9 protein-coding genes are annotated in these 12321 nt (G+C 47.2%); 1 reads left to right on the top strand and 8 read right to left on the bottom strand.

The window, feature by feature from the left end; genetic code table 11:
- Positions 1 to 39: 39 nt before the first annotated feature.
- The 3 genes from AC58QO_RS13440 to AC58QO_RS13430 are packed head-to-tail and all read right to left on the bottom strand — an operon-like array spanning position 40 to position 4030.
- The gene (locus tag AC58QO_RS13440; RefSeq protein ID WP_497266162.1) at positions 40 to 1524 is read right to left on the bottom strand and encodes a ribonuclease H-like domain-containing protein; all 1485 of its coding nucleotides are present in this window, start codon (positions 1522 to 1524) and stop codon (positions 40 to 42) included.
- On the bottom strand, positions 1521 to 3809 hold the full coding sequence (locus AC58QO_RS13435) for a DEAD/DEAH box helicase (RefSeq protein ID WP_497266160.1): 2289 nt from the start codon (positions 3807 to 3809) through the stop codon (positions 1521 to 1523). The genes AC58QO_RS13440 and AC58QO_RS13435 overlap by 4 nt, the downstream gene beginning before the upstream one ends.
- Before the next feature lie 59 nt (positions 3810 to 3868).
- Positions 3869 to 4030 carry a hypothetical protein gene (locus tag AC58QO_RS13430; RefSeq protein WP_497266158.1) on the bottom strand — a complete coding sequence of 54 codons (162 nt, stop codon included), beginning with the start codon at positions 4028 to 4030 and terminating at the stop codon, positions 3869 to 3871.
- 210 nt (positions 4031 to 4240) lie between these two features.
- Here AC58QO_RS13430 and AC58QO_RS13425 point away from each other — a divergent pair, with 210 nt between their 5' ends.
- Positions 4241 to 4834 carry a nitroreductase family protein gene (locus AC58QO_RS13425; protein WP_497266156.1) on the top strand — a complete coding sequence of 198 codons (594 nt, stop codon included), beginning with the start codon at positions 4241 to 4243 and terminating at the stop codon, positions 4832 to 4834.
- Positions 4835 to 4924: 90 nt separating this feature from the next.
- Here AC58QO_RS13425 and AC58QO_RS13420 read toward each other — a convergent pair whose 3' ends face one another.
- From AC58QO_RS13420 to rnz, 5 genes are all read right to left on the bottom strand, one after another.
- Positions 4925 to 5920 (bottom strand): metal-dependent hydrolase, encoded by a 996-nt coding sequence (locus tag AC58QO_RS13420; RefSeq protein WP_497266154.1) that lies wholly within the window; start codon positions 5918 to 5920, stop codon positions 4925 to 4927.
- Between the two features lie 33 nt (positions 5921 to 5953).
- Positions 5954 to 6862, bottom strand: coding sequence for a lysophospholipid acyltransferase family protein (locus tag AC58QO_RS13415; protein WP_497266152.1), 909 nt, complete (start codon positions 6860 to 6862; stop codon positions 5954 to 5956).
- A 17-nt stretch (positions 6863 to 6879) separates the two neighbouring features.
- Entirely contained in the window at positions 6880 to 7653 is a 774-nt protein-coding gene (locus AC58QO_RS13410) for a GNAT family N-acetyltransferase (protein WP_497266150.1), read from the bottom strand.
- Between the two features lie 163 nt (positions 7654 to 7816).
- On the bottom strand, positions 7817 to 11062 hold the full coding sequence (locus AC58QO_RS13405) for an S-layer homology domain-containing protein (protein WP_497266148.1): 3246 nt from the start codon (positions 11060 to 11062) through the stop codon (positions 7817 to 7819).
- A 306-nt stretch (positions 11063 to 11368) separates the two neighbouring features.
- Positions 11369 to 12298 (bottom strand): ribonuclease Z, encoded by a 930-nt coding sequence (rnz, locus tag AC58QO_RS13400; protein WP_497266146.1) that lies wholly within the window; start codon positions 12296 to 12298, stop codon positions 11369 to 11371.
- Positions 12299 to 12321 lie beyond the last annotated feature (23 nt).

Genomic DNA, 12321 nt, shown 5'->3' with positions numbered 1-12321 from the left:
AAATGAAGGTTACACAGATGAAATACGACATATAAAGTGCTAAATTAAGCCCTCACTGACGTAAGCTGGCTTTGGTGCCTTCGGGTTTCGTTTTTTACGAATAATCGTGTTAGAAGATACGGCATGAGAACCGTGTTGAATAATCGAATTGTTCTCCTTTTTTCGCATTTTCTGCTTCAATCGAGCTATCCGCTTCTCCCATGCTTCCTCAATCTCGCTGATTTTGCGATCACCGCGATGAAGCGCACGTCGCCGCCATAGCCTTGCCCACGCTTCTTCTGCATAGAAGACCGCTTGCTCCAAGTCCTTTTCTCGGTGCTCAAAGTACATCGCAAGCTCCAAATATGGCTCTAACTGCAAGGATATACTTGAAGGTTTGAGTAAAATAGCCTGCTTCCACAACTCGATTGCTCGGGTATATTGCCCAGTTTTCTTATAGTATCCAGCCAATTGAAGATGCGCATTTTCTTGTTCAGACGACTGGGTAGCAGAAGCGCTATTCAGAAGCTTTGTGTATAGCTCATTGAAATATCGCTCCGATTTGGAAGTTCTCCCCATTTTATCAAGCCACAGTCCTGTGCGAAAAAGTTCCTCGGGGTCGAGGAGATCAAAGTCGATATCAGAATCGGTAGCTAGCTCCGGATTAGATGCTGGGTCAGATTGTGAGACTAGATCAGAATCCATCACCATAACAGTATTTGAGTCGATATTCGTTATAAGCTCCACTTCTGGTCGCAGCAATTTGCCAAAATGGATCGTTAGGGCAGCCAATGTCACGATATCATGTTCATTATGAATAAATACACCTTGCAGGACAGCCGGATCTTTCTCCGCCAAATATTGAAAGTAAAGTGCAGGTGCCATCGATCCCGGCACGTCATCAACCCGCTCAAACCCAAGCCGACTCTCCTCCACCTTGCTCAACCGACAAGAAGGCAGCGTGTTGCGCCACAAACTTCGTGAAGGATACAGAAGATCAAGCTGCAGCAGCTCTGAATCGTCTAAGTTGAGACGATTCAGGACGAAGCGATTTTTGAGAATCGGCCAATCAAACGTGCGACCGTTATAGGAGACGATATGCGTATATCGTCCTAACCGTTCTTGCAGGTACAGCAGCATCGCATGCTCCTCTGCTGGGTTGCGAATCAGGAGCTGTTCAACGGTGAACAGCTCCCCTGTATAGTAGCCGATGCCGACCATGAACGGCACGTTGCCTGCACCGACGCCGAGTCCGGTGGTCTCGGTATCGAAGAAGAGCAGCTCTTCGAGCCGGACGACGGCGTCCTGCTCGTGAAAGCATGACAGCTGCGGCGCAACATCGGCGAGCTCACGCAGCCGATACTTGCCGTGCACGCTGTCTGCGCCGTACTCGCGGCGCCGCATGACGAACGAGCCCGCGGGGCTCGTCGCAATATGGGCGCCGAGCTGCGCCCACTCGCCCCCTGCCTCTGGCGGGGGCGGCGGTGTTGCCCCAGCCGCCGCGGGTCCCCGCAGGCGGCCGAGCCTTTCGCGGAGCCCGCTCATTGGGCACCGCCTTCAAGCTCTGCGAGCAGCTCCAGCGCGAGCTTCTTGCCGAGCAGGCCGACCTCTTCGATCGGCCCAACACAGGCCGGGCAGCCGCTGATGCAGCCGCAGCTCCTGATCAGGCTGCGCGCCTGATCCATCAGCTGTCCGTGGACCTCGTACAGCCGATCACTAAGACCTACGCCGCCCGGGTAGCGGTCGTAGAAAAACACCGTCGGCAGCTTGCTGTGCACCGCCTTCACTTGCGGCACGACCCGAATATCCATCGGGTCGCACATCAAATACAGCGGCGCCAGATGCGCCAGGACATTGGCAATGCCCAGCAGCGCATGCTGCATGTCATTGGCCGAACGTCCTGCCGCCATCGCCTCGTCGAAGGTAAACCAATAGGAGCTCGTATGCAGCTCCTCTTCGGGCAGTCTTATCGGACCAGAGCCGATATTCTCATGCGTGCGCAGACGGATTTTCTTGAAAATCGTAGGCTGCGCGTTCACAGTTACCTCGCCAAGCTGACGCAGAAGACCGCCAACCCGCCCCTCCCGATTCACATGCAGTACTTTAAGTTGTACAGCCATGCTCGCATCTGTGAAATAATCGACATTCACTTGTCTCACGAATGCTTTCTTCTCTTCATAATCCAACTTTTCCACTTGGAATTGAATGCCTTCATGAATATAGATAGCCTCTTCGTGAATCAGCGTTGGTGCGCTAAAACGATCACATTCCCCGATAACACGATGTCCATTCGTCATATCAATGATGACAAAATTCTCTTGCGCCGCAGAGCGCAAAGATATGTTATGGGCTGGGAACGATTGCTCCATCCAGTACCAACGATCATTGACCTGATGGAGCACTTGCTCCTCGGTCAAATACTCTAGAACATCGGTGAGCGACTCCTCACCGAACTTCTCCTTCGCTTCAAAAGGCAGCTCATAAGCCGCACACTTCACATGATCGACGAGAATGATCAGATTATCAGGATGAATACGCGCCTGCTCCGGCGGACGCTCGAAGAAATACCGCGGATTCTGGATCAAATATTGATCCAGCGGATTACTGCTCGCGACGAGTATCGTCAGCGAGGTCTCCTGCCGCCGTCCGGCACGTCCGGACTGCTGCCAAGTGCTGGCTATCGTGCCTGGATAGCCATTGAGCACGCACGCTTGCAGCTGGCCAATGTCAATGCCCAGCTCCAGCGCGTTCGTGCTTACAACGCCGCGGATTTCGCCGCTGCGTAAGCCTCGTTCAATCTCCCTGCGCAGCTTCGGGAGATACCCGCCGCGATAGCCGCGGATTGATTTGCTGCCCAGCTCGTGACTCACGAGCTCCTGCAGATAGGTCAGCAAGATCTCCACGCGCACGCGGCTCCGTGCAAAAACAATCGTCTGGATCCCGCTCCGCAGCAGCTTGCCTGCTAGCTTACGCGTCTCCAAGACGGAGCTTTTACGAATCCCCAGCTGCTGATTAATAACTGGCGGATTATAAAATACAAAGTGCTTCTCGCCTGCCGGCGCACCATTATTGTCAATCAGCTTTACGGTTTCACCGATCAATCGTTCAGCGTGTTCCTTCGGGTTATCAATGGTTGCTGAGGCACAAATAAATTGCGGATTAGAGCCATAGAAGCGACAAATTCGCTTCAATCGGCGAATCACATTAGCCACATGACTGCCAAATACACCCCGATAGGAATGTACTTCATCAATCACGATATAGTTCAAATTCTCGAACAGTTTCACCCATTTGGTGTGATGGGGCAGGATTGCAGAATGGAGCATGTCGGGATTGGTAACGACAATATGTCCCGCATTGCGTATGGCTTGGCGGACTGTTGGCGGCGTGTCACCGTCATACGTATGCGTTTTAATATCAACATCCATAAACGCAATCATTTCCTGAAGCTCAGCCACTTGATCTTGTGCCAACGCTTTGGTAGGAAATAAATAGAGCGCTCGTGATGCATCGTTTTCTAGAATTTTCTGTACAACCGGTAGATTGTAGCAAAGGGTCTTCCCTGATGCCGTAGGAGTAACGGTTACAACGTGGTTCCCTGACGTAACTTGGCGAAACGATTCTGCTTGATGTGTATATAACTGCCCAATATTTTTATGTTGTAGTGCAGCACAAATACCCTCATGCAATCCTTCTGGAAAATCAGCCAGCTTGGGATCCCGTGGGGGTATCGTGTGCCAATAAGTAACTTGTTCCATGATTTCAGGCGAATTACGCAGCCCGTCAATCATCTCTATCATTGAAGAAACCTTACCTGTGAAAGGATTCATAAACCGAATCTCCTTACCCATTTCGTTTCTTCCATTTTACAGAATATACGTTCGTATGTCTACATTAAATCGGCTGAATCATCATAATCGTATCGAATGCCATCATGATCATCGCTCGTTATCTGAGCTGAGACCGACAGCGCTTGGTTAGCACTTGCTTGCATTTTAAATAACACTTCTTGATAGTCTCTAGAACGGTGCTCTTCTCTATCATGTTTCATGGCAGTTCTTAAAGCTCTTTCAATGATAATGACATCATGACTCGTGAAATTCACGGCTCCTCGCACCCTTCCTAGTCCATCATTTTCATAACAACTAGCTTTGCCAATTTGCGCCAAACCCATACAATTCTACAAAAATCTAAGGAAATTCGTAAACCGGCTTGTAATAAGGTAAAATTAGGATGAAATAATAAAAAGGAGGAATTATTAATGTCCACATCATTACCACATGAAATTGAAGCACATCGCCAACCTGATCATGAAATCAATCCGCAGTTTCTTGAGCGCTGGTCCCCTCGTTCCTTCTCGGATCAAGAAGTGGTTGAGGAAGTGCTTCTAAGCTTGTTTGAAGCGGCACGATGGGCACCCTCAGGAAGCAATATTCAGCCTTGGCGCTTTATTGTTGCCCGCACACCGGAGCAGTTGGCTAAATTCTATACATTTATTAATCCATCTAATCTGGTATGGTGTGAAAAGGCCCCTGTGCTTACACTCGTTTTTTCACATACCCAAACACCAAAAGGTGCACCAAATCCAAGTCATGCTTTCGATGCAGGAGCTGCATGGGGTTATTTAGCACTTGAAGCCAATAATCAAGGGTTAATCACACACGCGATGGGCGGTTTTGATCGCGACAAAGCTCGCGAAGCGCTCCAGATTCCTGCTGACTATGAGCTTCATGCCGTTGTTGCCATCGGGTACCGCGGCCCCGCTAACGCCCTTCCCGAAAATCTGCAAGAACGAGAAGTCCCGTCTGGAAGACGCGAAGTTAGCGAGTTTATTTACCCAGGGCAATTCGAATAATTGTCCTATTTTTAAACAAAAGAACACTTCAGCACTTGAAAACCAAGTAGACTGAGGTGTTTTTTGTCATTTGTAAAGCGAAATCATCCACTATACAAAAGGCGGATCCCATGCTTTTTTGTCCAAACCAATCCGATCACTTATCACATTCATGTCCTGATCAAGATGCACATCCACACCGAAACTCATCTTGCGTTTGTGCCAGAAGCGCATATCGCGCCACTGCACCTCATAGCCGCCATTCTTCTCTTTCCAACTCACATAAATGTGCTGCGCAAAATGCAAGAATGCACGAACACCATCGGTTCCCATGGATGCCTTCACAATGGGATTGGTACCTCGTTGATTATAATCATTCCTGCTGTACTGCTCTAGAACTTTCACTTGACCGTGACGAATTTCACCCAGGTAGAAACTAGTTTCACTTCTGAAGATAAACTGCCAATAAAACCAGCTTAAACTCGGCACGAGATGACATTCGCCTGATGTAAGCTTTAACTCATTTCTCACAAGTTTAATGAGGTTGTTACGGTGCGAGAATTGGATGCCAATATAGATTAGAGTTGCCGCGAACAGCAAGGCAAACATTTCCCCAATGTGACTCCCTGTCTCCCCTCGCCATACCACGAACCAGAGGAGTGCACCTCCGGCATGAAGCACAAACAAGAATGGATCATAGAGACATAGAGTATCCAAATGCACCCATTTGTTCGTAAAAGGCCGTAAACATTGCACACCATATACATTCAGCGCATCAAGACCCACGTGGCAGACAACAGCAAGAAACGTCCACAGGAACAGGCTAATGAAGTGACCCCAAACACCAAAAATCGCTGCAACCGGCAAACTTATTATAAGCGGCCAAAGAAGCAGCGCTGGTAGAGAATGCGTCACTCCCCGATGAATCCGGACATAACTAGCATATCCACGTAAGCGTGTAATCGTATCCAGATCTGGCGCATAGGAACCCACCAGTGTTCCAACGAGAATGGCATGACTCAGTGCTGGCTGTTGCGTAACAACCGTTTCCAAACAAGCTAATCCTGCGAGGCTAACCCCAAACAATAAGTGGCTTCCTGAATCCATTTATCGATTCCCCCGTCCTTATGACTTTTAGTTTTACTGCTGCACGTTTTCCCAACGTTCATGAACGTTAAACCAATAAAACCAAGAAGCAGGCTGCTCGCGAATCACCCGCTCCACAAAGCTGTTCAGTATCAGGTTGGCATCTGCCCTAGCCGCGCGCACTGAACTTGCTTCTAGATTGTGCAGCATAAGAGGTTCACCAACCACTAACCGATGTTTGAAGCCGCGTGAACGAAACCCATAAAACGGTACGATTGGAACTTGTTGCTCAAGCGCCAGCATGGCGGTACCTTCCGGAGTACGAGTGACTCTGCCGAATAACTTCGATAATGGAAATGAAGGTCGCCAGAAATCACCAAGCAGGAAAACAACGCCTCCAGATTGCACATGCCTTTTCAAGGTTCGATACAATTCTAAGGCTGGAACGGTATCATAATCTAACCCTTTACACCCCAATGCGGCAAATTTTAAATATAAAGGTCTGAGCTCAGGACTTCCTGCAGAAGCTACCGTGAGGCAATCGAACTTTTTGGTGAAATACCAATAATAGTTAAAAAAGTTGCCCACATGAGGCGTATAGATAATAAACCCTTTCCCATTCGCCAACTGCTTCGCGGCCCGTAAATGTTCCTCGCCTTGTAACTCGAACTCCAGCTTACTCAATCGCTTATTTTGAAAACAAATTTCGAACAGTGAGAATACAACATTCCGTACATATTGCCTTGTAAGTGATCTTACCCTTCGTTTAGACATAGGTCCTAAGACATCTATCAGATTATGTCTCACGCTCTTTAGAAACCCGTTCCGGGAAGCTAAATACCAAATAGATGCTATGCCCCAACAAAGGAACGACATCATCCACAATGGGAAAATGGGTAGGATTCGCTCCAATTGACTTTCTTTTCCTTCACCTGAGGTTAGCTTAGCTATCCATTCATACAAGGCAATGCCACCTCATTTCACTCCGCATCAAGAAAATGACGTTTGTATCGACGCGCCACTTTATCTTTTTGTAATATGATGAAAAAGTCCACTGTCTCAAACAGCTCGTCATAGGCGGGATCTCCGCCAATTTCAGCCCCTAACCACTGATAGCCTTTCATCAATGGTGGCAGCTTGCGAAACATTTCCTTCTCCGAACCCGCGAGTTCAATTTGAGCAAGTCCTGGAATTCGATGTGTATCCAGCGGCTTGATCCCATAACGGTCAGTCAACACCTGCTTCTGCCGCAACATCGAATACATCTCATTTAATTCCGCTATATTTGTCATATGAACACTGGCACATCCGATTAAATGCGTGAAACTGCGCCCGCTAATATACTCAGCAATCCCTTCCCACAGCATTTGAATCGCCCTACCGCCACGATAAGCAGGTGCAATGCAGCTGCGTCCCAATTCCAAGGATTGTCGTTTCAATTCAGAGATAGCACTTAAATCAAATTCGGTTTCCGAATAGAAACCAATTCCCTCGCATGCGCGGTCCCCAGGAAGAAGTCGATAAGTCCCGATGACTTGATCCGTTTCGAGATCTTTGACAATCAAATGATCACAATACGAATCATATACATCGCTTTCAAGCCTTTGTTCATTCATCAAACGTAAATTTTTCTCTTCTTCTACGAAAATCTGGTATCGCAGTTGCATCGCTTGCTCAATTTCTTCAGCACGATTTGCAAGCTTCATCATCAGCTTTGCAGGTTGTGGCGCCGTTAACAGAGGTACTCCATTCATTCTTCCTCACGCCCTTCAACTAGAGTTTACAATTCCAGATTAACAGAGCTTTATTTTCTGCTGATTTGCGTGTTGTGAAGAATTTGTAAGCATCGTGATATTCGTCTTGAAAATGAAAAAAAGAACACGATCGCCTACTGGCGATTCGTGTTCCTTGAACTCGTTAATTCATATATTCCAAATAAATTAATAACCGTTTCAACATGACTGCTGCTTGTGCACGCGTTGCGAAGGCATTGGGGTTAAGCCGTGTCTCGGTTACACCTTGAATCAACCCTTTTTGCAGGGTAAACGCCATCGCATCTCTTGCCCAGTTGTCGATCGCATGTTGATCGCTAAATGGCTTAAGAATGGAATCCTGTGCATAGCTTTCTTGCGGGCTGCCTGTGATTTGAATTGTTCGGTTGATCATGGCGGCCATCTGCTCACGCGTTACCTGCTGCAAAGGCCGGAAGGTCCCGTCTTCATAGCCCTCGATTAAGCCAGCTTTAGCCGCTGTGATCACCATTTGAGCATACCAGTCTGTCGCATGGATATCCTTAAATCCAGAGTCGCCCATATCAGATTCGCTCTCTCGCATGCCAAGAGCACGAATCAGCAAGGTGGCAAACTCAGCACGCGAAACCTCCTTCTCTGGTGAGAAGTTCTGCTCATCAACCCCCGTAATGATACTTTTGGAGGCAAGCTTCTCTACATCCTCTTTCGCCCAGTGCGTTCCCATATCTTCAAAATGCCTAGCTTTCTGAATGATGGTGTATAAACCGCCATACCGATCTTTTATCACCATTCTCCAACCGTTATCACCATTTATCAGCAGTGAAGGTACAAAGGAGATCTTTCCAGCATCTGGATCTAATCGAACAGCGGTCACATTGGGTGTGTATGAAGTACCTGGAAGAGCAATGGATCTCTCCACCTGCAAGTTTTCATAATACCGAATCGGATTGCTGCCTGCTTGGATTTCAAACTCTACAGGGTTGGTGAGCAGCAGGCTTGCTTGTTCAGTGGCCGCAATACCCGTTAAAGTTTCCGCAAGCTGACCTGCTTCATGCCGAATTTTCACAGCAAATAGCCCATTCGTTGCTTCAGCTTCAGCTACATGATTTTTGAATAGAAGCAACGGAATTGTAACCTGAATCGACGCCAAATCCAGTTGGAGACTTCCCTTCGTACCGACTTCTAGCAATTCATTGATCAAACTAGCTGGAAATTCAACGACTGTCGTATCATTGTCATCCTGAATCTGCATGGACAATAATGACGCCGAACCATTATTTATAGCAGTGAAAGCCTCCCGTAACTCACCCTCATCGACATGGATTCTTGAAAGCATACTGCCGTCAGGTCCGGCTTCACGCACTCGCTCACTCGTCAGAAGGAGTGCAGAAGCACTGGACAGCTTCAAGCCCCCAGCGAGCGTGTAAGTCGTTGTTGGTCCCGTAGAAGACCAATTGTTCGCATAATCTCCCGCTTCTATTTTAAAACTCATGCTCGTACCCGTCGTTAATCCTGATAATTGCGTGGAAAGCTCACTACCACTTACAGACGTTAGAAGTTCTGAATCCTTATATATCCGATAGGAAGTAACCCCAACATTATCCGTTGCTGCCGACCAAGTTAACGTTAATGACGAACCCGAAACCGGTGTTACAGATACACTTGAACCATAATTCCAGGTTGGAGCTAAGATATCTTTGAGAGCTACTGTGACATACACCGTTGTAGAGATACCGCTATATGTCGCCGTGATCATAGCACTCCCTGCACTCACGCCTGTGATATAACCACTGCTGCTAATTGAGACAACGGATGAATTTGAACTTAGGAAGGTCGTACTTGACGTTACATCAGATGAATTATTCTGATTATCATAAGCACGAATGACAAGATAGTGTGTCGCGTTGACGTCTAACAATAATGGACTCTCATCTGGTTCGATCCGACTAACTGTAGATGTTACTTGAACACTCGCCGAAGCTGTGAAATTGCCATAATAAGCAGTGATCGTCGATACACCTGCCGAGATACCTGTGACCACTCCACTTGAGTTGACACTTGCCACCGCTGGATTCGAGCTCACATACGTCAAGCTAGTTGTCAGCGTTTGGGTAGTGCTATCATTCTTATACGCAATCACAGAGGGAATCCGAGTGGCACCGATTTGGATTGTATACGAATAGGAATCGAATGCAATACGATTAACATTCACCAAAGTTGGAGACACGATAATGTCAGCTGATGTTGTTTGACCATTGAAGGTTACCGTTAACGTTGTTGTCCCAGCAGCAACTCCCGTAATAACACCATTCGCATTTACTGTTGCTACAGCGGTATTTGCGATTCTATAGGAGGCGCCTGATTGAATACTATTGCTGCTCCCATTCGCATAAACACCTGTCAAATAACTAGTTATAGTTTCACTTGGTTGTAAACGATAACTCTCCTCATTTAAATAAATACGCGTTAGTGTCAGTGGGTTACTCGAGCCGTTATCTGGTCCATAAATTTGAAATTCTGCAACACTTGCGTATCCGCCTGAAGCTGCACTTGTCGTCGTCAGTCGGAAATACCGTGCCGTAACATTCCCTTCATCCACATAACGAGGCTCACCCCGCTGGGTATTCACTGTACGATCCGTAAAGGTATACCAGGTAAGACCATCGACGGAAAAATCAATTTTGTACCCATACACATCTTGCTGATTGGTATAGGTCGTCTCAAACCGCTGCACATTGCGCAGCTGACCGAGATCCACCACTAGCCATTGTGGTAATGAAGTACTGCTTGGTGCCCAACTGGATAATAATTGACCATCCACTGCCTTATCAGAGCCCCAAGTGCCAGAAAAACTGCTAAAAGCTGCCGTTGTCTTATTTTGTGATAGCAAGGAAAGAGGTTCATTCGTTGAATAGACCCGAAAATCATACACACTGGCTAAATCACCAGGTGACCCTACGCCCAGCACTTGTAAGCGGACGAATCTTGCGAGAACATCGCCGCTATCCGAATAATAGGGAAAGTTAATTGTTGAATTCGCGGAGCGATCCGCAAAAATAGTCCAGTTGATACCATCAATGGAGGATTCGATCTTGTACGCATAGGAACTATTCACATGTTCAAACACCGTTTCAACGCGAGCAACATGCACATTCTGCGCAAGGTCCACCGTTAACCATTGCGGAAGCTGTAAATTGCTTGCTGCCCATTTCGTATAAATAAATCCATCTACCGCTTGACTTGCGCTATATGTAGCTCCTGTAACAGATGATGCCACTGCAGATTTGCCTTGTGAAACTGGTATTTCAGAGGCATACGCATCCTTTGATAAACATAAAATTCCAAATATAGCACAAATAAAAATGAAAACGGAGATCTGGTATACAGTCGCTCTGTAAACCGAATACGTCATGTCCACCCCCATTTTATAAAGCGTTTACAACTATTTTATCAGAAGCCCTAGCATTCCGTATAGGGCTTCCGCATTAACTTTCTAACTATTCTGAATCTTTGTAAGACTTCCTGATTTCCTTAATCATAATGAAAAAGATCGAGGATATAAAGATAGAAAGCAGCACTTCACCAAGTGTAATTTCCATACTTTCACCTCGAATTCCATTGGTTTGGTTTAGTGTATGAGGTGAATGCTGGAAATTGACGTTGAAATGTAAAAATAAGCTTTTCCCGCTATGTTACTAGAGGAAAAAGCTTATTTTTCTTACACTTTGCGTGGTACTTCAAAGCCCCAGAAATCCCTCGCCAAGTGACTGTTGGCGTGTATTTGCTGCGCTTCGTGAAGCAGTTCATTGACACTCTCGCCCTGATACCGGGAGCTAAGATGCGTCATGATCAAGGCATTCGCACCTGCCTCCTGTGCAGTCCTTGCCGCATCGGTTGAAGTCGCGTGATCAAATGCATACGCAAGCTCCTGTTTATCCATCGCGAACGTCGCTTCGTGTACGAGAACATCCGCGCCGCGGGCTAACTTTTTGGCTCCCTCACAGTAACGTGTGTCCCCTAGAATGACTACCACACGCCCTGGAACAGGAGCGCCTAAGAAATCTTGCCCATGAATGATCCGGCCGTCCTCGAGCTGAACCGATTGCCCCTGCTTTAATTGACCATAGATTGGCCCCGCTGGTATACCTAGCTCCTTCAGCTTTTCATTCAGAAGCTTGCCAGGTTGATCCTTCTCCACAATGCGAAAACCAAAACATTCAATGCGATGTTCTAAGCGGGCTGTTTCCACAAGAAAGCTTTCATCCTCGAAAATAATGCCCTCTTCATCTAGTTCAACAAGGTGCAGTGTATAGCTCAGATGAGCTCCGCTGACCTCAAGTGCAGTATCAACAAATTGCTTCAGTCCACGCGGACCATACAAAGTCAATGGTGTATCCCCACCCAAATAGGAGCGGCTAGTCAACAAACCAGGAAGTCCATACAGATGATCGCCATGCAAATGTGTGACGAAAATTTTCTCCGTTCGCCCTAGTTTCACTGGCGAATTCAAAATCTGATGCTGCGTGCCTTCACCACAATCAACCAGCCAGTAGGTTCCCCGTTCGTCCAATAAATTCAAAGCAATTGAAGTTACATTTCGCTGCTTGGAGGGCATGCCAGCCCCCGTTCCCAAAAAGTACAAGTCCACAAGCCAAACTCCATTCTATCTCA

It is taken from the genome of Paenibacillus sp. J31R30 (assembly GCF_059692115.1).
This window is presented reverse-complemented; position numbering and strand designations above follow the sequence as displayed.

Excerpts from the sequence above, each read along its gene's own strand:
- AC58QO_RS13440 (WP_497266162.1), bottom strand. The coding sequence starts at position 1,524 with ATGAGCGGGCTCCGCGAAAGGCTCGGCCGCCTGCGGGGACCCGCGGCG.
- AC58QO_RS13430 (WP_497266158.1), bottom strand. The coding sequence starts at position 4,030 with ATGAAACATGATAGAGAAGAGCACCGTTCTAGAGACTATCAAGAAGTG.
- AC58QO_RS13410 (WP_497266150.1), bottom strand. The coding sequence starts at position 7,653 with ATGAATGGAGTACCTCTGTTAACGGCGCCACAACCTGCAAAGCTGATG.
- AC58QO_RS13435 (WP_497266160.1), bottom strand. The coding sequence starts at position 3,809 with ATGAATCCTTTCACAGGTAAGGTTTCTTCAATGATAGAGATGATTGAC.
- AC58QO_RS13420 (WP_497266154.1), bottom strand. The coding sequence starts at position 5,920 with ATGGATTCAGGAAGCCACTTATTGTTTGGGGTTAGCCTCGCAGGATTA.
- AC58QO_RS13405 (WP_497266148.1), bottom strand. The coding sequence starts at position 11,062 with ATGACGTATTCGGTTTACAGAGCGACTGTATACCAGATCTCCGTTTTC.
- AC58QO_RS13425 (WP_497266156.1), top strand. The coding sequence starts at position 4,241 with ATGTCCACATCATTACCACATGAAATTGAAGCACATCGCCAACCTGAT.